Origin of the sequence: Phaeodactylibacter luteus (assembly GCF_007993045.1) — a bacterium.
GTDB classification, from domain to species: domain Bacteria; phylum Bacteroidota; class Bacteroidia; order Chitinophagales; family Saprospiraceae; genus Phaeodactylibacter; species Phaeodactylibacter luteus.
In genome coordinates this window covers 16,543-43,446 of sequence record NZ_VOOR01000046.1, presented here as the reverse complement: position 1 = coordinate 43,446, position 26,904 = coordinate 16,543, and the positions used below count along the sequence as shown (strand labels likewise).

Genomic DNA, 26,904 nt, shown 5'->3' with positions numbered 1-26,904 from the left:
CCATCAGCGATAATACGAAGAGTAGCAGCCCGGCCCGAAGGATGAGTAAGGTCGGTCCGTAAGGCCGGGCTCCGTTTTGACTAAGATCAGATTTGCCAAGAGGGTGTTGTCTTGAAAAAGGCAGCACCCTTTTGGTATAAAGGCAGGGCAATATCCGGTGAGTAAGATCAGGTATGCTTGCCAAGCGCTGTCATTTGCAATGCAGATTCATTAGGTAAGGTGTATCTTTGGCCCATGCCAGTATCCATTACCATAGTATCCTACGATAGCGACTGGCCGCACCGCTTTGAGCAGGAAGCCGTACAAATACGGCAACAACTGAGCGGTATGGTACAAGCATTGGAGCATATCGGGAGCACTGCTGTGGAAGGGCTGGGCGGTAAGCCAATCATTGATATGATGCTGGGCGTAAAAGCAACTGAACCTGCCGCCCTTAGCCCTGTTGTCCATCAGCTGATGAGCATGGGCTATTGCTATTTCCCACTGTACGAGGAAGGCATCTACCGCGACCGCCGTTTTCTAGCCCGCTACGAAGGGCTGCCGTCCATGCGTATTGAATCGCACAGTCAGTTTCCCGACCGGGCCGCTTACCCTCCGTTGTTCCATGTACATTTGTTAAGTATAGACAGCCCATACTGGAAGCGGCATTTGCAGTTTCGGGATTACCTAAGGGCGCACCCTATCGCCCGGGATGCCTACTACCGGATGAAAGTAAAGTTGGCCCGTGGTGTATGGGAAAGTGGAGAAGACTATGCGCAGGCGAAAAGGGGGTTTATTCAGCGCATAGAGCGTTTAGCAGAGTTAGGGCTGTGATGAGCGAACGGCCAATGAGGCTTGCTCATTGACCGTTCGAGATTGGGGATACAGTAGGGAGGGGTTAGATATGCAGGGCCCGGTTGGCCGTTGCAGCAAGTGCCGCCTCCTTAGTCGCTTCGGTATAAGTTGGGTGAGCGTGGCTCATGCGTGCGATATCTTCGGCAGATGCCCGGAACTCCATCAGGGCAACTGCTTCGGCAATCATGTCTGCTGTCCGCGGCCCAACCATGTGAACGCCAAGCACCTCATCGGTCTCCTTGTGCGCCAGTATCTTTACCATCCCTTCGGTATCTGTGCTTGCCCGTGCACGCCCGAGAGCTTTCATCGGGAACTTTCCGGATTTGTAGGGCACACCGGCATCTTTCAGCTCCTGTTCGGTTTTTCCTACGCTAGCTACTTCTGGCCAGGTATACACTACGCCCGGTATGAGATTGTAGTCGATATGTGGCTTTTCGCCGGCAATAACTTCGGCTGCGAAGACCCCTTCCTCTTCAGCTTTATGCGCAAGCATAGCGCCACGGATCACATCGCCGATGGCATAGATGTTGTCCACATTCGTTTGCAAGTGGTTATTAACTTCCACCCTGCCACGGTCGTCGGTTGAGATGCCCACGTTCTCCAGCCCGAGGTTGTCGGTATACGCCCGCCGCCCGATGGCAACGAGGCAGTAGTCTGCATTGATGGAAAAGGCGTCTTCGCTGTCCCGCTTCTGCACAGAGACGGTCACGCTTTTTTTATTGATTTTGACGTCTGTCACCCCATGCTTGAGGTGGAATTTGACGCCTAGTTTTTTCAGGGCCCGCATGAGCTCTTTGCTGCAGTCGATGTCCATAGTAGGGATGATGCGCTCCATATACTCGACCACTTCGACTTCTGTTCCAAGCCGGGCAAAAACAGAACCTAGCTCAAGCCCAATAACGCCGCCGCCAACAACGACCATTCGTTTAGGCACCTCATCAATATTTAGCGCTTCGGTAGAAGTGATGACCCTTTCTTTGTCGTAGTTGAAATTGGCAGGGACAATCGGTTTGGAGCCGGTGGCGATGATGATTTTTTCGGAGGTGATTTCCTCCGTTGAGCCATCCTCCTTTGCGATGCTCAGGGTATTTTTGTCTTTGAAGCTGCCATGGCCATGGTAGACATCAATCTTGTTCTTCTTCATGAGGAACTCAATCCCTTTTACCGTTTGCCCGACCACATCATTTTTCCGAGCAATCATCTGAGGCATATTTACCTTCAGGCTCTTCAGCTCAATGCCGTGCAGCTCGAATTTCTCTTTAGCATTGTGATAATGCTCCGAGGAGTCTAGCAATGCTTTGGATGGGATACAGCCGACGTTCAGGCAAGTACCTCCCAAGCTATCGTACCGCTCGATAATAGCGGTCTTTTTGCCGAGCTGTGCAGCCCGGATAGCGGCGACATATCCTCCTGGACCGGAGCCTATGACGGTTACATCGTATTTCATCTGCGTACAAAAGTTTATATGGTCTCAAATATGCCCTTTCGCTTAGCGCGAAAAAAGCTTTGGCAAAGGTGCTGTAGTGTAAACAACCCTTCGTTGGGAAAGGCTCAATGACGGCCCTGCTTTCCTTGTAGCTCGTTCCTATTGCAAATCCACGCTTGATGGACCTGGCTTCCCCACTAATTTTTCATTCAGCCCGCTCAACTCAGATTCAGTCGCTTTGCAAGGCAGCAGGGGGTGTAAGTCATTGATTTTAAAAATGAAACCGCATCAAGAGAGCTATTAAGGCTTCGGTGCATCAGGTTTGGGGTTGTCGTTCCGTCTGCCCCGCCCTTTGCCGCCACGTTTTCTGCGGCTACTGCTTTTCTTCTTGCCTTGGTTGGGGCCTTGGTCTTTGCTCTGCCCATCCCCTTTGGAAGGCGCCGGAGCTTTGGGCTTGGTGTTGTTGCCAGCAGAGGTACTGCTTTCTTTTGCAGTATTGGTATGGCCTCCGATTTTTTTGCCCTTTGACTTTTTGCGGCGGCGGCTTTTTTTGCGCTTTTCCTCTGGCAGCTCAATAACACCGGTGACGTCTTCGTAGTCCATTTCCACTTCGCTCTGATCCACATCTAGGATGACCTGCAGGCTAACGAGGTCAGCGGGCTTTTCCCCCCTCTTATTCTGCTGCTTGATCTCTTTTGCTACTGACGCTTCCAGTGCATACAATTTGCCCCGTCCGCTTTCATTTTGGTAGGCATAGTACATCAATCCTTTGAAGATGTCCGTTTTGATCAAAATGGCGGTGCCGGCAAGGGTATGCAGTTTATCCGCATTGCGCGGGAACTGTTCCAGGGCGTCCAGGTAGGTATCGAGCTCGTAGTTGAGGCAGCATTTGAGGCGGCCGCACATACCGGAAAGCTTAGATTGGTTGATGGCAAGGTTCTGATACCGTGCAGCAGCCGTGGTGACCGACTTGAAATCGGTGAGCCAGGTGGAGCAGCACAGCTCCCGCCCACAGGAGCCAAGCCCCCCGATCCGTGCCGACTCCTGCCGCGCCCCGATCTGCCGCATTTCGATTTTCACACGGAACTCCTTGGCATAGTGGCGGATGAGCTCCCGGAAATCTACCCGCCCATCAGCGGTATAATAGAAAGTAGCTTTCCGCTTATCGCCTTGGTATTCCACATCGCCCACCTTCATGTCGAGATTCAGGCTACGGGCAATGGCCCGTGCGCGGACCATGGTGTGCATTTCCATTTCCCGGGCTTCAGCCAAGCGCTCCAGGTCCCGGTCATTGGCTTTTCGGATGACGTTGAGGTTGACATCTTTCTCCGAAGTTTTTTTCTTCTTCATTTGCAGGCGGACCAGATCGCCAGAGAGGGTAATGCGGCCGACATCCATGCCGGTGCCGGTCTCCACGACGACCATGTCCCCTGTTATAGCACGGGTATGTTCCTGATTGCGGAAAAAAGCCTTACGTGCACCATTTTTGAAGCTGACCTCGACCACATCGAAGGGGTCAGGTTCAGTAATTTCGGTAGCGGCGAGCCAGTCATAAGTGTTGAGCCGGTTGCAGCCGCCGGTGGCACAACCGCCATTGCTGCGGCACCCCTTGGGGCTATCTGTACTGCAAGTTGTACATCCTGTACATCCCATAATGTTCCTATCTGTTTATATTGATGCAGAAGGGGCACGCCCACTCCCCTTTAAAAAAGGAGCTTTGCGGGCAGCCCGGTGTAGGCTTCTGCTGATTTTCGTTTTAAAATATGGTGCATCTTGATAGAGGCATCCAAGAATAACACTTTCGGGTTGGCGTTGCGTTCGACGGCAAAGATACAATCGTTGAACAGATGGCTGAGCTGTTCAGCTTGGTCTAAATCTAAAACAGCGGCCATCTTCCGTGCAGACTCCAATTCTTTTTCCTGTAGGCGTGCCCGGGCATTCCCGTTAGTGGCTTTGAGCAGCGTCAGCTCCCGCAAAAAGTGAAGGGCATACAGCAGGAAATGCTTTTGGGTTTCCCGCCCTTTCTCTGCAAAGGCTTCAGACCATTGCACGAGATTAACGGGTTTTCCCTGATAGCCATTGCGCATCCAAGCCAGGAATAATTGAGCGTCATCCTGATCCCGGTGCTCGACGAGCTTCTGTGCTTCGTTGAAATCGCCATTGGCCAAATAGGCTGCTGTAGCGGCTGCTTCCGGGCTAAGCCCTTTTTGCATCAGCCCATGCTGCACCTCTTCATCGCTGAGGGCAGGAATTTTTACAATTTGGCAGCGGGAAAGTATGGTGTTTAGGATGAGCTCCTGCTGTTCTGCCACCAAGATGAACAGGGTTTGTTCGGGCGGCTCTTCAATCAGTTTGAGCAAGCGGTTGCCTTCTTTGCCCAGGTATTCCGGCAGCCATAAGATCAGCACTTTGTGGCTGCCTTCAAAGGTCTTAAGGCTGAGCTTCCGGATGATGCTCACGCACTCTTCCTTGGTGATATTGCCCTGTTTGTTCTCTGCGCCGATGTGCTGCAGCCAGTCGTTGGCATTGAGGTAGGGGGACCGGTTGATGATGTCCCTCCATTGTGGGAGGAACATTTCGCTTGTAGCCTTGCTGCCGATTGTGGGGTAAGCGTAGTGGATATCGGGGTGTACGAGCTTATTGGCTTTGGTGCAGCTGTTGCATTGGCCACAGGCATCGGCCCCGTTCCGGTTGGGGCAGAGGGCGTACTGTGCATAAGCCATGGCCAGTGCGAGCTTTCCGCTGCCTGAGGGGCCTAGCAGGAGGAGTGCGTGCGGCATACGCCCGCCTGAGGCCATCTGCCGCAAACGGGCCTTGGCTTTTTCTTGTCCGATAATAGGTTCAAACAGCATAGCTTATGCGCAGCGTTGTGCTGTAAGGCGCAGGCAAGGCAGTTGGGCTGTTGTTATTGGGCAGCCCATTCTAGTATGCGTTCATCTATAGGGCTGACGGAAGAGGGGTAAGCCTGTTGCAGCTCGCCGGCTTCATTCAGCAGAAATTTGTGAAAATTCCACTTCACTTCGCTGTCCATGACGCCGTTTTGTGATTTATGCTGCAGCCATGCATAGATGGGGTGCGGCTCTCCTGTTATTTTGATTTTAGCAGACAGCAGGAAGGTAACTCCGAAGTTGCGTTCGCAAAATTGTTGTATCTCTTCGGGGCTGCCGGGCTCTTGCCCGCCAAAGTCATTGCATGGGAACCCTATAACGGCTACCTGGCTTCCATACTGTTCGTGCAGTTCCTGTAGTGGGCCATATTGTGGGGTGTACCCACAGGCCGAAGCTACATTGACGACCAATATTTTCTTTCCAGAGAACTCCGAGAAATCGATGAGCCCTCCATTTATCCCTTCAACTTTGAATTGGTGAATGCTATTCACTTGCCTGTTCTTTCAGCAGTTCCCGGGCGGTATGGTTTTGGCAGCATCGGTTGCTTTTGTACTGCCCGGTATAATAATACGGGCAAAATACGCATTTTAGGAGGACTGTAAAAATAAAGGCAGTTTTTAGCAGTGCTATACGCGGATCCTGATGCCTTAGCAGCAGAGAGGTAAGGGCTTACATCTCAGTGCTTTAATGTCTGTTATTGCCACGGCGACAGGAAGTGCAGGGAGATGTTTTGCCAGGGCTTAATGATGGCACCGGACTAGCGCTGCGGAGGGGTGGCCAGCCCGATAGGGCCGAGCGGACAGCGAGCCCCGTAGCATAGCGGCCCCTGCCGTTAGGCGGGGGAGGCCCCATAAAATCAGCTGTGCCAGGCCAAGGAGCGGTATCCCGGTAAAATATTAGCAGCAAAGGAGGTATGCGCATCCCCAACCTTGCGGCAGCTTTGTTGTTACAACCCAAAATATTTAAACTGACCTATGAGAATTGCCGTTTTCCGCCGCGCACATTTTAATGCTGCCCACAGGCTTTATAACCCTGCATGGAGCGATGAGAAGAACCAAGAAGTGTTTGGGCTGTGCAACAACCCTAACTACCATGGGCACAACTATGAGCTTGAAGTAAAAGTGGCAGGCGAGGTAGACCCTGTGACGGGTTACCTCATTGACCTTAAGGACCTTAAAGACCTCATCAAGAAAGAGGTGGAGTTGCGCTTTGACCACAAGAATTTGAACCTCGATACGGAAGAGTTCCGGAACCTGAACCCTACTGCCGAGAACATCTGTTTTGTGATTTGGAACATCCTCCGGTCGCATCTCGATGAGCGATACGACCTTTCTGTTAGGCTTTATGAGACGCCCCGCAACTATGTGGAATACCCGGCTTAAAGCCTTGCCCATACACAAAACGGGGGCTCAGTCTGAACTGAGCCCCCGTTTTGTGACAGGCTGACCTGATCAGGCTGGCTTAGGGGCGCATAGCGCTTTTCTTCAGCCGCACCGTTTTCAGGGTACCTTGCTCGTCGTTGATTAGGCTGGCCAGGTACAAACCGTTGGGGAGGTCGCCAATGAAGTGGCGCTGCCCGCTATCGTGGTTGAATGCCCGCATCTGACGGCCTAGGATGTTGTAGATCACTATGCGGTCTACGCCCTGCCCACGCAGGCTGATGTAATCTGCCGTGGGGTTGGGGTATATAGAAAAAGGCTGACGGTATAAGTCGGTGGTGCTCGTGACCACAAGGGCTTCGAAAGTGTAAGCCCCGGTGCTGATGATATTGTCGGGGTCATTCGTATCCGAAAGCTCAATGTCGATGCTTGCAGTACCGGCAATGCCACGGGGCTTGACATGCACATCCAGATTGGTAGATTCGCCGGGGTTCAAGACTACGGGGATTTCAATTTCGCCAGGCACAAAGTTGGAATAAACGGAAGTGCTGTAGCAGAGGTTCAGGTCACAGACCTGCACTTCCCAGCCATCGGGCATATCCACGATGATGCGTTCCCAGCGTAGGGAGATGGCTTCGTCGCTGTTGTTCGTGACGGTAGCATATCCTACCAGCTCGTAATCGTTATCGTTGACGTTGATGTAGTCGGATACATTGATGGGGTGGGGGTCAAACACTAAAGCCTCTTGAGCCTGCAGGCTACAGAGGGCGAGTGTAAAAAGAAGAGCGGAGAGTATAGCTTTTTTCATCAGCAACTGTATTCGGGGTAATAGAAAGGAGTTAGCTTAAATTTCCATGTATTTAACAAAAATCTTAATAAAAGCTCGAAGTAACAACTTTAAGCCTCTTAAATAAATGTCAAAGTCTGCCAGAGTCAAGCAGCGGACAGTTGCCCTTTCTCGAAAAACCAACAGCCCGGGGCGGTGAAGCAACCCGGGCTGTCAGATTTACCGCCGATGCGGTGGAGTGCAGGAAGGGGTTATTTTACCACAGTGACCCGCTTAGTCAGTGCGCTATTTTGCGTTGCAATGCGGATGAGGTAAACGCCGGCCTGTTCAGGCTGCCATTGGATCTGATGCGCGCCAACGCCCAGTTCGTCCTGTGCTGCAAGGGTTTGTACGAGCTTGCCGGATACGTCCATCACTTGTACAGTGACCATGCTCTTTTCTACCAGGGTGAAATCCAGGTTGACAAGATCTGTGGCAGGGTTAGGGTAGGCAAATACCTTGCCTTCCAGCTTGTTGGCTTCGTCTGCGCTTACAGGCGTGCCGCTAGCCAGGCCGATGTTGTCAATGAAGAGGTTGTTGCCCCAGTCGGTCTGTGCGCTGACACGGAGGTTCAGCTCAGGGATGCCGTCATAAGCGCTCAGGTCGATGGTGTCAGATGCCCAGCTGTCTGCATTAGCGATGAAGAAGCTGTTTGTGGCCGGAGCCGTTGCGAAAGAAGCACCGCCCTCGTTGAATACGGTTGTCCAGGTTATGCCGCAGTCTGTGGAAACAGAAACCAGCATACGGTCATTGGTGGCAAAACCGCCATACTGCGCAAAAGCATAGTCGAAGGTCAGAATGGTATTCTGGCTGTTGCTGAGGTCCACTTTTTCAAAAATCAGGTGGGCTTGAGCGCCAGGAGCGTTCCAGTCGTAGAAGTTGGCAAAAATGGACTTGTTGGAATTGCCGTAGGCGCCTACGCTTCCAGCCTGGCCGAATGCACTGTTGTTTACGACACCGAGGCGGTCCGGTGCATCATTCTCGATGATGGTATTGGCAGGGATGCTGAGGTTAGGCGTGGTTTCAAAGCCCTCTGCGATCTCCGTGCTGAAGGGGTCCTCTGAAAGGGTATAAACGTTCAGGCTGTTCTCCAGTTGGTTGAGCGTGTTGTAGTCAGGGTTGCCATTTACTGCAGTCACTTCAAAAGAAATGGCGTTCACCCCTGGGTTGACGGCTGTAGTGCCGAAGTCTATCGTTGTAGATTCACCATTGGCCAGTGTGCCTTCCCAAGTCTCAGTAGCGGTAGCGCTGCCATTGACGAACATCGTCAGCTCAAGGGAAGTCACTTCGGTATCGCTGGCATTTTCAATCGTGGCAGAAGGGGTCACCTCGTACTCGCAGTAAGAGTCGGGGGTCTGTACATCAAGCGTCATAGCCACATCAGCGTAACCTTCTGGCACACCTAAAGACTCGCTGATGTCAGACTGGTGGACTTCCTTGTTGGAGTTGGTCTGTACAAAGCCTACTGCTGCAAGCTGGGAGTAGTCGTAAATGTAATCGGGCAGTTCTACTGCATAGGATACAACGGATGAATCGCCTGCGGCAATACTGCTCAAAGGCGTACCGTTTGCGCCGGGCAGCATTTTGCGCATGACGTAGTAGAAGTCGGCTTCGGTAGTTGAGCCTGGAGGCTCTGGGAAGATCAGCTCTTCCTCTACGATGGCTACGTGCAGGACGGTGTTGGCTGGCGCGAATTCCTCCTCGCTCACATTGCGGATGATGCAAGTGATGTACATGGAGTCGAAGTCGGCAGAAACACTATGGGTCATCTCCATTTCGATGGGGGTCATCTCAGCGTGGATGTTGTCGATCTGAGCAACCGTAGCGTTAGATGCTATGCCTACATCCAGGGTACCGCCCATGATGACGTTGGGCACGCCCGTAACGCCGTAGTAGCTTACCCGTGCGGCCACTTCTTCGGGGTTCTGCTCATTCATGGGGTCATAGCCAGGCCATGATGTCTGGTACTTGATGGGGGTTATCTTTTCGAAGTTATTGAATAGCATGTTGTTGAACGCAGGGTTCTGCGATGCACAAGGCGGGCAAGAGGCCTGTGTAAAGTGTTCAACAAGCACTCGCTTCTGGACCTGGGCCGTTAGGCTTCCTGTGGTGAAAAGGAGCGCAAATAGGGGTAGTAGTAAAAGTGAACGCATATGTACTAGGTTTAAATTGTTGGCTGAAGAAAGTGTTAGTTATACTTTTAGGCTAAGGTAGGCGCAACGAATATTGCTGCCTTTTGGCTAGGTAGGCTCGATTGTTAGTGTGCCAAAGGTAATTTAAAAATCTTATTTGGCGGGCTGATAGGGCTATTATTGTCAGCCGGAAAACCGAACTCCTGCTGGCGCAATCTGTCCGGGGCGGGACAGGTAGGGGGAGCGCCTATGGCGTTCTGCCATACCTTTGCTAAATTAGGCTCTGATTTACTAACCTGTCCCTATGCATATTGTAATTATCGGCAACGGCATTAGCGGTATTACCGCCGCCCGCTTTCTGCGCAAGCTAAGCAGCCACCGCATCACGGTCATTTCTGGAGAGTCGGAGCACTTCTTTTCCCGTACGGCCCTCATGTACGCCTATATGGGGCACATGCGCTTTGCAGACCTAAAACCTTACGAAGACTGGTTCTGGGCTCAGAATAAGATTGAGCTAAAAAAAGGTTGGGTGGAAAAGGTAGATTTTGCCGCACAGGCGCTTCACTTTGCCACAGGGGAGGAGATGCGGTATGACCGCCTCATTTTGGCTACAGGCTCAAAGCCTAATAAGTTTGGCTGGCCGGGCCAGGACTTGGAAGGAGTAGGCGGGTTGTACCATCTGCAGGACCTAGAGCGTATGGAAGCCTTTAGCCCTGGGCTGCAGCGGGCTGTTGTTGTAGGCGGCGGGCTGATTGGCGTAGAAATGGCAGAGATGTTCCACGCTCGTCATATCCCGGTTACGTTTCTGGTCCGAGAGGATAGCTACTGGGATGCAGTGCTGCCTGCCGAGGAGTCGGCTATGGTCAGCCGGCACATGCGCGAGCATGGTATAGACCTCCGGTTGGGCACCGAGCTGAAAGAGATAATAGACGATGGGCAAGGCCGGGCAGGAGGTGTTGTAACCTCCGATGGCGAACAGATCCCCTGCGGCTTTGTCGGCCTTACCGCGGGCGTCCACCCCAATATTGGCTTCCTGTCTGGTACGCCCCTAGAAACGGGCAGGGGGATTTTGGTGGATGAGCACCTGCAGACCAACATCTCGGGGGTATTTGCTATTGGAGATTGTGCGGAGCTGCGCCGGCCCCGGCCCGGGCGGCGGGCAGTGGAGGCCGTGTGGTACACCGGCCGTATGATGGGCGAAACAGCCGCCTACAATATCTGTGGGCAGCGGGTGCCTTACGACCCGGGCATCTGGTTCAATTCGGCGAAGTTTATGGACATCGAGTACCAAGTCTATGGCGATGTGAGCGGCCGGCCACCGGAGGGGCATGCGTCAGTGTACTGGGAGCACCCGGATGGGCGCCGCAGCATCCGCATTGTGTATAGCCGGGAGAGCAAGCAAGTGCTGGGCTTCAACCTGATGGGCATACGGTACCGCCACGAAGTGTGCGAGCGCTGGCTGTCGGAGGGCGCCCACATTGAAACCGTTCTGGCCAACCTTAGCGCCGCCAATTTTGACCCTGAGTTTTTTGCGGCATTTGAACAGGAAGTAGTGGCTGTCTACAATCTTTACGAGGGCCGTAAAGTCCGCTTGAAAGGCCGCCGGGGCCTGAGCAGTGCCCTGCGGTTGTTGCGCAGTGCAGTAACTGGAAAACCGCTTTAACCATGACTACCATGAGCATAATTGAAAAAATAGGTTTGGCTTTCTTCGTATTGGCACTGTTGCTGTTTACCGCTGTGCTTGGCCTGGAGCGGTATGAGCTGTCGGAAGCTCGCCTTGCTGCAGCGGTTGACAATGAATACCATTTGGAAGCCATTGTTGAGGAAGCGAGGTCTGCTGGGGCCCTTGGCAAATCCTACGGTTCGAGCTTTGCCTATGTGCCCGAGCTCAACCGCCTATTGAGCCAGGCAGGGCAAGTACTTTCGGGCAAGGCAAAAGAAGGCCTGCCGGATGGCGTTTCCCGTTCCGAATACCTCTTGCCTGGCTGGAAGGCCAAAAATTACCTCTTGCCGGCGGTAAGGGCAGCAAGCTACGGCCCGGTCTCCCGTCGCCCCGCCCTATGGTGGTGGCTGACAATAGGTATGGCTACGTTTGGCGGCCTACTGTACATCCTCCCTCAATTTTTATCGCTCCCTGGCATCAAGCACAATCATATTTACGCCAACAGCCACTCCCGTGGCCTGGGCTGGCCTTTGCGGGGGCTTTTTCTGGGAGGGGCACTGTCTGGTGTGCTGGCCTATGGCGTTTATTATATGAACCAAGATTATTTCTGGCCAGCTCTCACCTTGTTGCTTGCTGTGCTGATCTCTGTCGTAGTATTCCTGCCGCAAGGCAGCTTGGAGCGCCGCCCTGCCCGTTCGGCCTCGCCCCGGGCCACCGGCCTGCTCGGAGTGCTGACAGGGGCTTACCTTATTGCTTTCTACATCTTTTTGTACTGGGCGCCACAGCACCTCACGGCATGGATGCTGATGGCCGACCCGCTGAGCTATTGGCTCAATGGCGGCCCGGCCAGCCAATGGTTTGTATATGGCATGCTCTACACCTTGGCCATCCTCGTTATGGGGGTGCGGATGTTCGCCAAGTATCAGCACAATCGGTATCAGCAGATCCGAACGGCTTCTGTTATGTTTTTTCAGACCGCTTTTGCCTTTCTGCTCCCAGAAATCCTGGTCCGGTTGAATTATCCTTACTTTGATTTCAAGAACATCTGGCCACTCAATTACACCTTTTTCTTCGACTGGAACCTCAATCAATTGATGGACAGCGGTGCCCTGGGCTTATTTATGTTAGGCTGGGGCCTGGCGCTCATCATCATCGGTGTGCCGGTATTCACCTACCTTTATGGCAAGCGGTGGTACTGCTCGTGGGTGTGCGGTTGCGGCGGGCTGGCGGAGACGCTCGGCGACCCCTACCGGCAGCTATCTGACAAAAGCTTGAGGGCATGGCAGTACGAGCGGTGGATCATCCACGGGGTCTTGGTTTTTGCGGTTGTCATGACTGCGGCTGTGCTGCACAGCTACCTGCCTGAAGAAGGGGGAATGCTCACCCGCGGGCGGTTCCTTTGGTTATTGGCGCTCCTACTGCTGGGGGCAATGGGGTATGCTTGGCAGCGCTGGCGCAAAGGGGCGGTTGATATTTCCGCTACAGGGATGTATACCGGGCTGGGCGTTGCCGCAGTGCTTGCGGGGTTCTCCGTTTACCATGCCTCGGCTGGCAGCAGCACTTTCTTGTTCTTGAGCAGTGGGCAGGCTCGGCAATGGTATGGTTTTTTAATTGGCTCTGCTTTTGCAGGGGTAGTGGGCACCGGTTTTTATCCCTTGATGGGCAACCGGGTATGGTGCCGTTTTGGCTGCCCGCTTGCAGCTTACCTTGGCCTTGTACAGCGGTTCAAGTCAAGGTTCCGCATCACCGCCAATGGGGGGCAGTGCATCTCCTGTGGCAACTGCAGCACCTACTGCGAAATGGGCATTGATGTCCGTTGGTACGCACAAAGAGGGCAGGATATCATCCGCTCCTCCTGTGTTGGTTGTGGGGTCTGCGCTGCTGTTTGCCCAAGGGGCGTGCTCCGTTTGGAAAACAGCAGTGAGGACATCAATGACCGCGGCAGCAGCATTCGCGCCCTGCACATCAGCCAAGATGGGGTGCGTTTGGATGCTTGACGATTTCGCTTTTAGCTGCAGCTTGAGTGCCTGCCTGAAAGCGCCCTGTGGCGCATAATGGCTATGCCCGGCGCTGTGCCTGATCAATATAAGCGCCTGCGCCCGGCTGTGAAAGAAGGTTGCTCAGCACTTCTTTGGCCCGGAACAGTTGTGCTTTGACCGTCCCCAGCGGTATCTCCAGCTCTATTGAAATTTCTTCGTAGCTCATTTCCTCGAAGTAGCGAAGCTCAATCATGAGGCGGTACTTGGGGGAGAGGTGCCCTAGGAGCCCGCGCATCAGTTCAAGGCGCTGCTCGCGAATGATCTCCTCTTCGGGGTTGAGGGTATAGCCGGGGATGTTGTGAGAATAGTCGGAGCTGGCCTGCCCGTCCAAGGGCTCATCAATGGAAAGCACCTGAAGCCGCTTCCTACGGATATGATCGATACCGTTGTTGATGGCGATGCGGTAGAGCCAGGTACTGAAAGCATAACGGGGTGTATAGCTGCGCAACTTTGCAAAAGCCTTCCCGAAAGCTTCGATCGCCAGGTCTTCGGCATCCTCCCGGTTGTTGACCATCTTCAGCATCATGTGGAAGATAGGGTTGCGGTAGCGGTCCATCAATACTTCATAGGCCCGCTCGTTGCCTCTGATAGCGTATTTAACCAAGGTGTAGTCATCGGTAGAAGCAGCTACCGGGCTGTAATGTTTAGATTGGGATTGTACTGCTATGTCCATGGTTCCTTTGTTTTAAAAAGGGCCGGCGTGAACAGCAGGTAATACAGTATGTACAAGGCATCGAAAAGCGGTACCCAAGGCAGGAGCCAAGGGTCGCGGAGCTTCCGCAAAATCCAATAGTACATCAAAGAGACTACCCCCATCCGCGCCAGATAATTAATGATTACGATCATTTCCAGCTCGAAAAAAAAGGCCAAGGCGATCCCGGACATATAATGCCCGAAGTGGCTGCCGGAGATCAGCCCAAGCAAAAGCTTATGCTTCAGCTTGTACCGTGCTCCGGTGCTCAGGTGCCTTGTTTTTTGGCGATAGTAGCCTCTCCAACTACTCTTTGGTGTAGAAAATACAAAGGTGTCCGGGCTGAGTACAACCCGGGTATTGCGGCTGTCGGCCACTTCGTTCACGAACAGGTCATCGTCTCCTGAAGTGACTTCCGTATGCGTGGCGAACCCTCCATGCTGCACAAACAGCGATTTGCGGTAAGCCAAATTCCGGCCCACTCCCATATAGGGAAGGCCTGCGAAAGCAAAAGAAAAATATTGGATAGCAGAATAAACCGTCTCAAAGCGGATAAAGGCGTTGAGTACGCCTGTAGCTCTTAAATAAGGGCTGTAGCCTAAGCCAACTTTCACCCTGCCTTTTACAAAAGGCTGCATAAAAGATAGCCATTGATCGGAGGCGGGGCGGCAATCAGCGTCGGTGAGGAAAAGAAGATCAAAATTGGCAGCTTCAATGCCCTTGCTTAAGGCTGCCTTCTTCCCACGGTTGATTTTGGTAGTAAGATTAACTACCCGCAATTTGGGATTTTTCCGCTGAAAATCCAAAAGAACAGATAAAGTTTTATCGGTAGAGGCATCATTGACGACGATGACTTCGAAATCCGGGTAGTCTTGTGCGAGGAGGCTGGGCAGGTTTTTCTGGAGGTTTTCGGCTTCGTTCCGTGCGCAAACGATGACGGAAATGGGTTCTTGCGGCTGTTGCGCAGGCGGGGGCTGCCGGTACAAAGCGAGGCGGGAGAACACCCCCAGCCAGTATGCCAGCTGTACAATAGTAGCGGCCAGGAAAAAGGCGAGGGTGAGGTTCTCCAGGGCTTGCATGAGCGCAGGGGTTCCGTTCAGACAGTTGCCTGCTGCTGATGAGCAAGGGGCAAGATGGCTTCCAAGAGCGCTTGCCGTTGTGTTTTTAAAGCCGAGGCCTGCCCGCTGTGTTTGAGGCGGCGGGCGGCCTGTACTTCCAAAAAGGCCTGATGCCAACCGAGTGCTGCCCAACCGGATAGGGGCAGGCTGACCAGGTAGGGCAATGCCCAAGTGCTGCCGCCCAAGGCGGCTACTGCCCAAGCCTGTAGGGCATAAAACAAGGGGAAAGTCAAAAGCCCGGCCAGCACTCTTACCGTGGCCGTGTAGCCAATGTAGAGGTTTGCTTTATCGGTGGCCAGCTTGGGGAGGTAAGCGGGGAAGAAATTGTTGAGGGCGCCGTACAGGGCAAGAGGCGCTCCCAAGATCGCTTTCCCCCACTTCAGGGCGGCAGGCGGGCCCACTACAGCTTGATCGGTAGTGCGGGCTTCCTTCAAGGCTTGGCGGTAGGCCTCTGCAGCAACGGCAAAAGCTGCAGCAGCTTTCGGGGCCTGTGCTTCCCATGCCCTGAAATTGGCAATCCATTGTTTGGCCCGATAAAAATGGGCCTCCCCATCTAAAGGGTGGCTGTTGCGGAGCATTTCCTCGGCTAGAAGGGCAAGGGCATTTTCTTCCGGCCCACGGGTGTCGATGGCACAATCGCGGACAGCCTGCTCAAGATCTTCGGTGAGCTGTTTAGCAGCAGTTTTTGGGCTTTCCTCGTAGAGGCTTTTATAGTCGCGCAGCAAGATAGGCGGTGCAGCGTGCACCGTCATCCGGCTGCGGAAGCTCGGGGCAGAGTCGTAGGTGAGCCCTACCGGCAGGATGCGCAGCTCAGTGTCGAACCCCGCATTGGCAGCCGCTCCAAGTGCTATGCGGGCAGTACCCGTTTTGAAGGCCCGCACCCGCCTTTCCATATCGCTGCCGCCTTCAGGGGCGATATAGAGGCACCCGCCTTCCGAAATGAAGCGCTGGCTTTTGGCGAAAGCCCCCTTGTTGTTGATAGGCTTGCCTTTGGTGTCTTGTGGGCGTTCTACAGGTATACAATAAAAGGTGTTGAAAAACCAGTTGGTAAACGGTGTCTGGAACAAACTTGCGTTGGCAAGAAAGTGGACCACCTTGGGCACCCGGCAGGCCGCATTGAGGGGGTCTAGCAGGGTATTGGGGTGGTTGGAAACCAAAATGCTGCCCCCCCGGTAGCGCAAGTGCTGCAGCCCAATGCGGGTGGCAGCAGGGTAGTAAACCCGGAAACTGATTTTGGTGAGCAGCTTAAGGAACTGGTAAATCAGGTATTTGATAGGGTTCATATTATGCTTTGAAGTTGAGGAGGAACTGCCGCACTTGTTCGTCAAATGCAGGCCCCTGGCTAAAATGAAAACGGACTTCCACCGGCACAGCAAAAATGGGCAGCTGGTTTTCTTGCAGGAAAGCCTGGTGCAGCTGTAGCCGCATAGCGTCCTTTTCCGTAGTTAGGACAACCTTTTTGTCTGTCTCCATCCGGTCAAAGTTAGCTTTGAGCTGGCCAACGTCGTATTTGGTGAAGTAGTGGTGGTCTTCATACTCCATGGCTTGTATGTGGCTCACTTTGGTGCCGAGGTAGCTGATGAGGTAGTCCGTGCGTGCGATAGCTGAGATGAGCAGGGCCTCGAGCCCTTCTGTATATTGCAGCCGGTACTTCGGGTTGAGTATAAAGTAGGGCTGCCCGTAGGCGTAATAGGAGAAGTAGACCTTCTGATGGGGCAAGGGGGCTATCTCGCTGACCATGGCGTCCCGTTCTGCCTCTGTAACGGCCTCTGGGCATTTGCTTACGATAATGATATCGGCCCTTTCATAAGCCGAGCGCCATTCCCTGAGGCGGCCGGAAGGCAGCAGGTAATCACGGGTGAACGGCCGGCTGTATTCGGTGAGCAGGATATTGAGCCCCGGTTTGACAGACCGGTGCTGAAAGGCGTCGTCCAAAAGTATAGCCTTGGTGTCTGGCCGGTCCATCATCATTTTGGGTATCGCCAGTGAGCGGCTTTCGCAAACGTTGACAAAAACTTCTGGGTATTTGCGCTTGAACTGCAAGGGCTCATCGCCTACCCGCTCTGCATTGTCTGAAGGGTGTACTTCGAGGTAGCCTTTGGTCTTGCGGCCATAGCCCCGGCTCAGTGTCGCTACTTCAATATAATCTTTGAGCAGGCGGATCAGGTATTCGATATGAGGCGATTTCCCGGCTCCGCCCACAGAGAGGTTGCCTACCGATATGACCGGTACGTTGAATTCTACCCCCTTGAGCAGTTGGCGCTCGTAGAGGAAGTTGCGGACGCTCACGCCTATCCCGTATAGCAGGGAGAGGGGGGCGAGCAGGATTTGTGCCAGCCGGTTTTGTATCATGGCCTAAAATTACATTTTCTGGCGCGATCGCCAAATGTGGCCGCGCACCGTTGCCCTTTCCCTAAATGTACAACTCTGTGTATCTTGGTGGCATGAAAGCAATGATCTTTGCAGCAGGCCTGGGCACCCGCTTGCGCCCGCTAACTGACCATAAGCCTAAAGCGCTTGTAGAGGTAGGGGGGGAGCCGCTCCTAGGCCTGGCCCTCCGTAATCTCGCCCGGTACGGGGTAACCGAAGCCGTAGTCAATGTCCACCATTTTGCAGATCAGGTAGAAGATTACCTGTCATCGGTTCAAACGCCCCTGCGCATTCATATTTCTAATGAACGGCAGCAGCTGCTCGATACTGGGGGCGGGCTGAAAAAAGCCAGGCCGTGGCTGCAGGATGCCCCCTTCATAGCCTGCAACGTTGATGTCTTGTCTGGCTTGGACATCCGGGCGTTCTACCAGGCCCACCTCGATAGCGGCGCTATGGCAACGCTTGCTGTGCGTTCCAGGGAGACCTCCCGTTACCTTCAGTTTGATGAGGGCATGCAGCTGACAGGCTGGCGGAATGCTAAGACCGGAGCGCACAGGGCTTGCCGGCCCACAGCCGTTGCCCGGGATTTTGCTTTTAGCGGTATCCACTGCATCAGCCCTGAGCTGTTCGGCTTCATGCCTGAAACAGCGGTGTTTTCTATTATTGATGTATATCTGGAGGCTGCACGGTCACAACGGGTTTTAGGGTACCCTCATGATGATACCCCCTGGATGGATGTGGGCAAACATCATGCCCTCGGCCCGGCAGCAGAACTTGCTGCCCGTTTGTTCGTGTAGGCCGGGCCTAGTAGTTGTTACCATGCAATAATACTGCCCGCTCTGCGTCAAATAACCGGTGCCTTCTGGCAGTGCCCCATTTCTCAGTTGTGCTCTATAAACCAACTCTATGCGTTTGCTTATACTCTTCGCCCTGATCGCTACTGCTTCGCTCAACCTGCTGTCTGCCCAAAACCCTCTGCCCATAGGGCAATGGCGCAGCCACCTGCCTTATCAGGCGGGGCAGTACGTGGCCCAAAGCCCGGATAAGATTTTCTTTTCCACTGAGCTGTCTGTTTTGTCGCTCGATAAGACAGACTTTGCCGTAGACTATATCTCTAAGGTAGATGGGCTGAGCAATACGGGCGTTGAGTTTATCCGATACAATCAGGCCGGTGGGTACCTGATTGTGGTCTACCAAAATACGGTTATCGATTTGTTGTACGAGGACGGGCAGGTGGCCACCCTGAACCAGGTGCGCAATTTCCAAAACTTTGCCGGTGAAAAGCGGATCAACGATCTGCATATCGCCAATGACTCCATCATCTACTTGGCCGCAACCTACGGTGTATCCAGGGTCAACCTGGCCGCTCAGGAGTTTGAGTTTACTACGTTTACAGGCATTGCCGTGGAGAGCATCTATGAGCATGAGGGCCGCCTGTTGGCTGCTACTGAAGAAGGCCTTTATGCTTTCCCACTGGGCAGCGGCAATCCAGATGATTTTGGGAATTGGTCGCTGTTGGGCCCGTCAGAAGGGCTGCCGGAGGTCTACCGTGCCCGTGGCATCATTGCTTTTGAAGGCGCGCTCTACCTAGGGGTCAATGACACCCTTTTCCGTTACGAAGCGGAAGCGCTGTCGTATGTATTTGCGGAAGAAGGGAGCACGATGGAGTTTTTGTCTAATGAGGGTGAGCTGCTTTTGGCGGGCTTTCGCCCCGGGAAGGTCATTTACCTCCATCCGGACGGGCGCTTGGGCGAGCTGCCGTTCAATTGTGTTTTCACGCCCAATTATGCGATAGAAGACGAGCAGGGCAGGCTTTGGTTTGGCAATGAGGCCGTGCGGTCGGGGTTCCGGTATGAAGACAACTTTGAGGCAGGGTTCTGCAATGCCCTCAGTTTCAACTCCCCTTGGTCGGAGGCTGTGTGGGACCTCGCCGCTAAGGATGGGCAGCTGTGGATGGCCTCCGGCGGGCTTGGGCAGACACTGGGCCCCAACTTCGTACCTGATGGCTTTGCTTCCCTGGTAGACGGGCAGTGGGAGATCTACAACCGTGACCTCCGCGAGGAACTGACCGGCGCTGACCCCATCGGAAGGGACGATGATATCCAAGTCTTTGTCACCACCGCCATCCACCCGGATAATGGGAAGGTGTATATGGGCAGTTATATCGAAGGCTTGGTTGAAATAGATCCGTTGGAAGAGGTTATCCAAACGTACAATTTGGGGAATTCCAGCTTGCAGATTGCCAATCAGGATATCCGCGTGCGGGTCGGCGGGCTAGCATTTGATGAAGACAACAACCTTTGGGTCAGCAACAATTCTGCGCCAGAACCGATCTCAGTCCTGATGCCGGGCGGGGAGTGGCGGAGCTTCAACCCTGGCTGTGGCCAAAATCAGGTGCTCGATATGGCAGTAGACGGCAGTGGGTACAAGTGGATGCGGCTGGGCAATAATACGGCCGGGCTGCTCCTGTTCGATGAGGGCGATATGGACGACCCTGCCGATGATCAGTGCCGCGTGTTTACCGCCAACAACAGCGAGCTGCCTACGAATGATGTCAACTGCCTGGCTAGCGACCTGAATGGGGATATCTGGGTAGGTACCACTTCCGGGGTGGCGATTTTTGAATGCGGGGGCAGTGCATTTGACCCCTCCTGCCAAGGTACATTGCGGGTGGTTGAACAGGACGGCTTCGGCGCACTGTTGTTGGAGTCAGAGAGTGTGACGGCCATTGCTGTAGATGGCGCAAACCGCAAATGGGTGGGCACCCTAAATGGCGTCTTCCTGCTTTCCCCAACAGGGGAGGAGCAGATTGCCCGCTTCACAGTAGAGAACAGCCCGTTGTTCGACAATCAAATTGTGGATATTGCTGTTGACCCCGGCAATGGGGAGGTCTTCATTGGCACCGCTTCCGGGCTTATCTCTTTCCAGGGGGACGCAGTCGAAGGGGGGCTCTCCCACCGCTCAGAACTGCTGGTATACCCCAATCCGGTGCGGGAGGATTACGATGGCCCTATCGCGATCAAAGGGCTTGCCAGGGATGCTGTAGTGAAAATCACAGACGTGAGCGGCAAAATGGTCTTCCAAACCAATGCCTTGGGCGGGCAGGCTATATGGGATGGGCGCGACTACAACGGGCGGCGCGTACAGAGCGGGGTCTACCTCGTTTTCAGCAGCTCCAACTCCCGTTTTGTCGGTTTCAGCGGGGAGCCCGATGATGCCGTGGCGAAGATCGTGGTCATCAATGGGGGGCAGTAGCCATAGGCTTTAGTAAACCGCCATCTTGACAATCTCCTCGTAGTAAGCTTCGTACTGCGGCAGGATATTGTCAATGTCAAACCGCTTGGCCTGGGCCAGGGCGTTCTTCCGGAACTCCCTCAGCTGGGATTCATCTTTTAGAATGGCCAGTGCATTTTTCGCCATATCCTCTACATCCCCCACCTCGCTCAGGTAGCCTGTAGAGCCGTGGATGTTGACCTCTGGCAGCCCTCCTACATTAGAAGAGATGACCGGCACCTCGCAGGCCATAGCCTCGAGCGCGGCCAAGCCGAAGCTCTCCGAGCCGGAAGGCATAATGAATAAGTCGGCAATGGCCAGCAGCTCTTCTACTGCATCCTGTTTGCCAAGGAAGCGGGTCTCATGGCAGAGCTGCATCTTCCGGCAGAGCTCTTCCAAGTTGTGGCGCTCTGGGCCATCCCCGATCAAGAGCAGCTTGGAAGGCACCTCTTTGTATACTTTCCCGAAGACGTGCAGCACATCTTCCACCCGCTTGACTTTCCGAAAGTTCGAAACGTGGACGAGGATGCGCTCCCCGTTGGGCGCGATGGCCTTCTTGAAGTGGTCTTTGTTGACCTTGCGGAACCGCTCAAAATCGATAAAATTGTTGATGACCCGGATGTCATTATGGATGTCAAAGTACTCGTAGGTCTGCTGTTTAAGGCTTTCAGAGACGGCTGTCACCCCATCCGATTTGTTGATGGAAAAGGCTACCACTGGGGCAAAGGCGTTGTTATTGCCCACAAGCGTGATGTCTGTGCCGTGCAGTGTAGTGATCACAGGGATGTATTTCCCTTCTGTGAGCAGTATTTTCTTCGCCATATAAGCCACCGCAGCGTGCGGTATGGCATAGTGTACGTGAAGCAGGTCCAGCCGCTCAAACTTCACAACATCAACCAGCTTGCTGGCCAGGGAGGTGTCGTAAGGGGTATATTCAAATAACGGATAGTCATCAGTAGATACCTCGTGGAAGACTACATTCTCGTGGAAAGCGGAGAGGCGAGCTGGGCGTTTGTAGGTGATGAAGTGAACTTCATGCCCGCGCCGGGCGAGCCCCAACCCTAACTCCGTGGCCACAACGCCACTGCCTCCGTATGTTGGATAGCAAACGATACCGATTTTCATAGCTGGTTTTGAGATGAGCTTTGGTGCCCGGGGCGAGGCTCGGGCGTAAGCAGTAGCTGCAATGGCACAGCAATTTAAAAAAGCTACAGATTGATACGTTTTGGGCCGCAAATAGTTTAAGGTGGAGCATAGTAGAGCGGCAGCAGTTGTCGTATCCACACCATTATTTCGTGGGCGGTGCGCAAAACCAGATTGTCAGGTTTTGGGGCCTGCCCCTGCCTAACAGCAGGTGCCGCTATGCTGCGGGGCTCGCTATCCGCTCGGCCCTATCGGGCTGGCACCCCTCCGCAGCGCTAGTCCGGTGCAATAAAGGGAGCCTATGGTGCTGCCTTTTGGCTTTAAGCCTTCTTCTTTTCGGCTTCCCCAAACAAGCGCTAATGAAAAAGGGGCACCCGATTGGACAGGTGCCCCTTCCTCAGGGCGAATGCGGTTAGGCAAGCGGTTTTAGAGCGTGTTGGGACTTTAGTAACCGGCCTATCCCGCTAGACAGCAAAAAATTGCTAGTTTTCGACTAGAAGACCAAAATTCCAACACACTCTTAGTACCCGCCCGCTTTGATCAATTTCAGCGTTTTGACTTGGCCCTCAGCGAATATGCGTACAAAATACATGCCGCTATCATAATTGCTCAGGTCAAGTTGATAAGTTTCCTGATAAGCCTGATCGACCAAACGCTCTGCCATGAGCTGCCCCATGGTATTGATCACCTGAATGCGTGCATCCGTTGGGCGGTTGAACGCAATTTCCAGGTTGGCCAAGTCTGTAGCCGGGTTGGGGGAAAGGCGCACCTGCCCGATTTGGTCTAGGTCGGCTGTGCTCACTTCGATGTCCACCGTCACAGCGATGAGGTCTTGGCAGCCATAGCCATCAGTGACCGTCACCAGATACTGCCCGGGCAGCAGGGTGTTCACCACGCGGGTAGAGTCGCCGCTCGTCCACTCAAAGGTGTAAGGGCCTTCCCCTGCGCCAGTCAGGATTTCTACTACACCGTCAGCATTGTTTTCTCCGGTAGCCCCTGTGATATCAGCATCCAGCTCAAGCGAGCCACAGCGGCGCACGTTGATGTTGTCAATGTCCAGCCAGTAGTCCCCTGCACCCCATACACCACGAAGGCGGAGGCGCATGTACTCGCCGGCCAGGCTGTCTGCGAGCGGTATTTCTACAGTGGCCATTTCTACAGCGGGCGTGTGGTTGTCCACACTGATGGCCAGTACGGGCTCGTAAGTCAAGCCGCAGTCCAGTGAGATTTCCGCAACCAGAGAATCTGCTTCTGTGATCGCGGTAGGGTTCGTCCCCGCAAAGTAGTCTACAAAGCGGTAATCAAAGCGGAGGGTGTCATTGGCTTGTACCGGGCCAAGGACAGGCAGCTCTATGCTCATGGTATTGCTGAAAGACCACAGGTTGGCATGTATGGCGAAAGAGCTGTTGTTGTGCCCATTGGAGACTGCAACATTAGTGCTTGTAGCCCAGCCATCGGGTATGCCGCCCGCTTCGAAGTCTTCGCGGTAAGGCAGGTCGAAAGCAGTGCGGTAAACAAAAGTAGTGGTATCATTGGCAATAAAGCCGTCGCCGTCCAGCATAGACCACGCACGCACTACGTACAAACCAGGCGTAGAGGAGTTGAAGCTTTGGTTGAAGGTGTACTCGAACTCAGCACCCGGGAAGATGATCTGATCTCCTGTCGTCTCCATCACCACGGGCCCGCCATTAACTTGGTAAGCCACGCCGATATTTTGTTGAGGGGCATCGCCAACGTTGCGCACGGTAAAGGTGACCAAGTCAGTAGAATCGCCGCAGGGGTTGAGCGAATTGTTAGCCAGAGCAGAGGCCGCCATATCGTCATCAAGGGTAGGCCCGATGAGCATATTGTCCAGGCCAATCCCTTCCCGGACAACAGAGCCGTCTGAGGAAAATACGAAACGGACCCGGGCTTCTGCCTGCCCGGCGGCACCGGTAAGGATGTTCTGTACATACGACCAGCCCTCAAATCCAGCTGTGCCGTCCCACCATTGGTTGGCCGCATCGTTGTACCAGTTCACGCCAGTCTCTGCTGCGCCTACTTTTTCCCAAGTTTCGCCTCCATCTACAGAGAGCTCCACCCAAGCTTCGTCACAGCAGGATTCAGAATCGAAGTTCATGAAGAAGGCAATACGGGGGTCTTCATTGAGGCTGCTGAAATCGAGGCAGGGAGAAACGAGGTAAGATATCTCACTATTGTTGTACGTACCGCCCAAGTTGGTCACCCAAGCGTTGCTGCCGCTCACTGCACTATTGATGATGGTGCCAGCAGGCATGCCGTACTCCCAAGAGGGCAGGCCATTGCCGCTCTGCTCAACGGTCCAGCCGCCGCCCCACTCTTCGTAAGTGTCGTAGTAGGGGAACTCGGCCACTTCAGGGATGCTCACTACGAGCAGGCGCGTGGTATCGTTGGTGCGTACGCTGTCATTGAGCAGGTCTGTCCAGATTTCGAAAAGGTACTCGCCCGGTTCGCTGAGGTCGTAGCCTGCATCAAATTCTGCGAACTCAGTGCTGTCCGTGCCGATTACGCCAGCGTATACCCCATCGGTGGGCATATTTACGCCCCCGGGGATGCCGTTAACAGAAAAATTGAATGGGATGAGGCTCTGAGGCGCGCCGCCGTAGTTGCTGATCATGAGCGAAATGCTGTCGATAAAGCCCAGGTTGCAGTCGGTCGTAGGGGAGAGGATGTCCGCAACACCTACATCATTAGCGTAGGGCGTAGCGAAAGCGTAAGGGCCTATGGCAAGGCTTGTATCCCCGTTGGAGCAGGCGGCCAAGAGATAAACATCATAGGCTGTGTTCTCTTCAAGGTTGAGCAGCGTGGTCGTTGCGCCGCCAGCCATGAGGTTGGTGCCTTCGCCCAAAACGAACCCGGCAGGGCCGTACTCGATGATGGTCTCGCCGGCAGGGTCGGAAGGGACCCAGCTGAGGTCGGCACGGAAAGCACGGATATTCTCGATATCTACAGCAGAAGTGATAGGCGGTGGGCAGGAAGGGCAGCTCGCTGTGCCTTCGAAGACAACCCCGGTAGCAGGGGCGCCCCCGGCCAGGCCATCTTCAAATACGACGTTGAACTCGGCATCGATCAAGGTATAGGATACCTCAAAGATGAATGCCCCTTCTATAAACTCGAGGGTGATGTCGTCTCCATCTGTCACCGGGATGCCGACAGTGAGAGACTGCCCGTTGTCGTTGATGTTGTCCAGTGCATAAGTGGTGGTCGTGCCACCAATGGTAATGTTCAGTGCACAGCCGTTCCAACCGTCACCGAAGCTGTCTTCCATGACCAGGGTATACTCACAGGAGGTCTGTGCCCGGGCATTACTGAGCGCTGCGATACAGAGCAGGGTGAACAAAATAGGGCGCAGGGTAAAACTCCACTTCATAGTTGCTTTTTTAACCTTTGTGTTTAAAAGCTGCGACAGAGCGCCAGCAGCGTGAATGCAGCAGGAGGAGCACTCAGCGGAATAAAAAAAGCAGGACCGCTGAACCCTGTGCTGCTTGTTTATCTTTGATGCTAAAATTAATGAAAAATTCGGTAACCTCGCCCTAGCGGCTCGTCACCTAGACGCCAAATCTACGTACAACCGCACAATTATCCGAAAATGATTTTATTTAAACCTTTTCATTGGCCGGCTGTTAAAACCGTGAACAAATCTCCTGTACTCTAAGTAATAGATTGTAAATGTGTAACAGGTTGATTTAAAATAAATTGTGCGGTGGCTGTTTATTCAATTAAAGACTTGGAAAAGCTTTCGGGCATCAAAGCGCACACCCTCAGGGTGTGGGAACAGCGCTATGACATCATCCACCCTAAACGCACAAAAACCAATATCCGGTATTATTTGGATGAAGACCTGAAATTCATCCTCAATATCGCGCTGCTCAACAAAAATGGCATAAAAATCTCTAAAATTGCCAAAATGAGCCGGGAGGAGATCGCCGAAAAAGTGGCGGCCATCTCCGAAATCAACTTCGAATACGGCACACAGCTCGATGCCCTCACGATCTCCATGATCGAAATGGATGAATACAAATTCGACCGCATCGTCAGCACTAATATTCAGCAGCTGGGCTTCGAGCGTACAATGATGGAGATCATCTACCCTTTCCTCGATAAGCTCAGTGTCCTTTGGCTGACCGGCTCCATCAATCCGGTACAGGAAAACTTTATGAGCTATCTCATCCGCCAAAAAATTGTGGTGGCCATCGATAAGGAAGCCCTGCCTGCTGCTAAGTCTGCACGGCGTTTTCTCATCTACCTGCCGGAGGGCGAAAAGCAGGAGCTCAGTATGCTGTTTATGCACTACCTGCTCAAATCCCGAGGCTGTCATGTGGCTTATATCGGGCAAGACATTACTTTCACCGACCTTAGCGATGCCTGCACCATCTATCAGCCGGATTTCATCTTCACCATGATTACGGAGACGTTCTCCAAAGAGCCGCTGCAGCAGTACGTCGACCGGTTGTCAGAGAGCTTTCCCGATTGTGAGGTGCTGTTGAGCGGTTACCAGGTGGTAGCTCAAAAAGTAGATGCCCGAAAAAATATCCGTATCCTCCGCAGCCTCCAACAAACGATGGACTTCCTCGGGAGCCTTGATCTTTAAATCTCTCCTCTTACGGACCGTATAATGCCTTCGCACGCTTGGTCCAGCATTTCGTACACCTTTTCAAACCCGTCATCGTCCCAATAGGGGTCCGGTACATTGCTCCCGGCCTGGGCACCGGGCACAAAATCCATGATTTTCTTCACTTTCTTCTGTGCTGTTTCATCCGGTGCCAGCCGAAGGATATCGTCATAGTTGGATTGGTCCATAGCAAGGATGAGGTCGTAGCTCCTGAAGTCATTGGGGGTGAACTGCCGGGCGCGCTGCCCAGAGATGTCTAGCCCGTGCTGGGCGGCAGTGTACACGGAGCGGGGGTCTGGCTTCTCGCCTGCATGCCAGTGGGAAGTGCCCGCAGAGTCTACCTCCACAGCAAGGTGCTGGCTGGCAGCTTTGGCTTCTAAAATACCTTGCGCAAGGGGTGACCTGCATATATTGCCCAGGCAGACCATCAGTACACGTTTCATAAGTTCGCCTTTTTGTTGTTTGTTGTCCTTTTCCACAGCTTGGGCAGGG

Annotated in this window: 20 protein-coding genes; 7 read left to right on the top strand and 13 right to left on the bottom strand. The window is 53.7% G+C overall.

Features of this window, described 5'->3' with window-relative positions:
* Positions 1 to 234 precede the first annotated feature (234 nt).
* A complete protein-coding gene (locus FRY97_RS17595) occupies positions 235 to 813 on the top strand; it encodes a GrpB family protein (protein ID WP_147168879.1) in 579 nt (192 codons plus the stop codon).
* Between the two features lie 64 nt (positions 814 to 877).
* Here the strand turns inward: FRY97_RS17595 and lpdA are convergent, their stop codons facing one another.
* From lpdA to FRY97_RS17575, 4 genes are all read right to left on the bottom strand, one after another.
* On the bottom strand, positions 878 to 2,281 hold the full coding sequence (gene lpdA / locus FRY97_RS17590) for a dihydrolipoyl dehydrogenase (protein WP_147168878.1): 1,404 nt from the start codon (positions 2,279 to 2,281) through the stop codon (positions 878 to 880).
* A gap of 279 nt (positions 2,282 to 2,560) precedes the next feature.
* Positions 2,561 to 3,913, bottom strand: coding sequence for a PSP1 domain-containing protein (locus FRY97_RS17585; protein ID WP_147168877.1), 1,353 nt, complete (start codon positions 3,911 to 3,913; stop codon positions 2,561 to 2,563).
* 50 nt (positions 3,914 to 3,963) lie between these two features.
* Entirely contained in the window at positions 3,964 to 5,112 is a 1,149-nt protein-coding gene (locus FRY97_RS17580) for a DNA polymerase III subunit (RefSeq protein WP_147168876.1), read from the bottom strand.
* Positions 5,113 to 5,165: 53 nt separating this feature from the next.
* Entirely contained in the window at positions 5,166 to 5,639 is a 474-nt protein-coding gene (locus tag FRY97_RS17575) for a glutathione peroxidase (RefSeq protein WP_147168875.1), read from the bottom strand.
* A gap of 483 nt (positions 5,640 to 6,122) precedes the next feature.
* On the opposite strand from FRY97_RS17575, the gene FRY97_RS17570 reads away from it, so the two are divergent.
* The gene (locus tag FRY97_RS17570; protein WP_147168874.1) at positions 6,123 to 6,530 is read left to right on the top strand and encodes a 6-pyruvoyl trahydropterin synthase family protein; all 408 of its coding nucleotides are present in this window, start codon (positions 6,123 to 6,125) and stop codon (positions 6,528 to 6,530) included.
* A 79-nt stretch (positions 6,531 to 6,609) separates the two neighbouring features.
* Here FRY97_RS17570 and FRY97_RS17565 read toward each other — a convergent pair whose 3' ends face one another.
* Positions 6,610 to 7,335 carry a T9SS type A sorting domain-containing protein gene (locus tag FRY97_RS17565; RefSeq protein ID WP_147168873.1) on the bottom strand — a complete coding sequence of 242 codons (726 nt, stop codon included), beginning with the start codon at positions 7,333 to 7,335 and terminating at the stop codon, positions 6,610 to 6,612.
* Positions 7,336 to 7,565: 230 nt separating this feature from the next.
* Entirely contained in the window at positions 7,566 to 9,359 is a 1,794-nt protein-coding gene (locus FRY97_RS17560; protein WP_170254717.1) for a T9SS type A sorting domain-containing protein, read from the bottom strand.
* A 430-nt stretch (positions 9,360 to 9,789) separates the two neighbouring features.
* Here FRY97_RS17560 and FRY97_RS17555 point away from each other — a divergent pair, with 430 nt between their 5' ends.
* Together FRY97_RS17555 and FRY97_RS23005 are read left to right on the top strand one after the other, a co-directional pair.
* Positions 9,790 to 11,148, top strand: a complete 1,359-nt coding sequence (locus FRY97_RS17555) for an NAD(P)/FAD-dependent oxidoreductase (protein ID WP_147168871.1) — start codon at positions 9,790 to 9,792, stop codon at positions 11,146 to 11,148.
* Between the two features lie 2 nt (positions 11,149 to 11,150).
* Positions 11,151 to 13,145, top strand: a complete 1,995-nt coding sequence (locus FRY97_RS23005) for a 4Fe-4S binding protein (RefSeq protein WP_246141803.1) — start codon at positions 11,151 to 11,153, stop codon at positions 13,143 to 13,145.
* A gap of 61 nt (positions 13,146 to 13,206) precedes the next feature.
* On the opposite strand, the gene FRY97_RS17540 is transcribed toward FRY97_RS23005, so the two are convergent.
* The 4 genes from FRY97_RS17540 to lpxK are packed head-to-tail and all read right to left on the bottom strand — an operon-like array spanning position 13,207 to position 17,348.
* Entirely contained in the window at positions 13,207 to 13,860 is a 654-nt protein-coding gene (locus tag FRY97_RS17540; protein WP_147168870.1) for an RNA polymerase sigma factor, read from the bottom strand.
* A complete protein-coding gene (locus tag FRY97_RS17535) occupies positions 13,851 to 14,957 on the bottom strand; it encodes a glycosyltransferase (protein ID WP_147168869.1) in 1,107 nt (368 codons plus the stop codon). Before FRY97_RS17535 ends, FRY97_RS17540 begins: the two co-directional genes overlap by 10 nt.
* 17 nt (positions 14,958 to 14,974) lie before the next feature.
* The gene (locus tag FRY97_RS17530; RefSeq protein ID WP_147168868.1) at positions 14,975 to 16,279 is read right to left on the bottom strand and encodes a 1-acyl-sn-glycerol-3-phosphate acyltransferase; all 1,305 of its coding nucleotides are present in this window, start codon (positions 16,277 to 16,279) and stop codon (positions 14,975 to 14,977) included.
* A 1-nt stretch (position 16,280) separates the two neighbouring features.
* A complete protein-coding gene (lpxK, locus tag FRY97_RS17525; protein ID WP_147168867.1) occupies positions 16,281 to 17,348 on the bottom strand; it encodes a tetraacyldisaccharide 4'-kinase in 1,068 nt (355 codons plus the stop codon).
* Between the two features lie 92 nt (positions 17,349 to 17,440).
* On the opposite strand from lpxK, the gene FRY97_RS17520 reads away from it, so the two are divergent.
* On the top strand, positions 17,441 to 18,163 hold the full coding sequence (locus FRY97_RS17520) for a nucleotidyltransferase family protein (RefSeq protein ID WP_147168866.1): 723 nt from the start codon (positions 17,441 to 17,443) through the stop codon (positions 18,161 to 18,163).
* 109 nt (positions 18,164 to 18,272) lie between these two features.
* A complete protein-coding gene (gene porZ / locus FRY97_RS17515) occupies positions 18,273 to 20,621 on the top strand; it encodes a type IX secretion system anionic LPS delivery protein PorZ (RefSeq protein WP_147168865.1) in 2,349 nt (782 codons plus the stop codon).
* A gap of 9 nt (positions 20,622 to 20,630) precedes the next feature.
* Here porZ and bshA read toward each other — a convergent pair whose 3' ends face one another.
* Positions 20,631 to 21,764 carry an N-acetyl-alpha-D-glucosaminyl L-malate synthase BshA gene (bshA, locus tag FRY97_RS17510; RefSeq protein ID WP_147168864.1) on the bottom strand — a complete coding sequence of 378 codons (1,134 nt, stop codon included), beginning with the start codon at positions 21,762 to 21,764 and terminating at the stop codon, positions 20,631 to 20,633.
* 538 nt (positions 21,765 to 22,302) lie between these two features.
* Entirely contained in the window at positions 22,303 to 25,170 is a 2,868-nt protein-coding gene (locus tag FRY97_RS17505) for a T9SS type A sorting domain-containing protein (protein ID WP_147168863.1), read from the bottom strand.
* A gap of 333 nt (positions 25,171 to 25,503) precedes the next feature.
* Here FRY97_RS17505 and FRY97_RS17500 point away from each other — a divergent pair, with 333 nt between their 5' ends.
* Positions 25,504 to 26,391 (top strand): MerR family transcriptional regulator, encoded by an 888-nt coding sequence (locus tag FRY97_RS17500; RefSeq protein WP_147168862.1) that lies wholly within the window; start codon positions 25,504 to 25,506, stop codon positions 26,389 to 26,391.
* On the opposite strand, the gene FRY97_RS17495 is transcribed toward FRY97_RS17500, so the two are convergent.
* Entirely contained in the window at positions 26,388 to 26,855 is a 468-nt protein-coding gene (locus FRY97_RS17495) for a low molecular weight protein-tyrosine-phosphatase (protein WP_147168861.1), read from the bottom strand. The genes FRY97_RS17500 and FRY97_RS17495 overlap by 4 nt on opposite strands.
* Positions 26,856 to 26,904 lie beyond the last annotated feature (49 nt).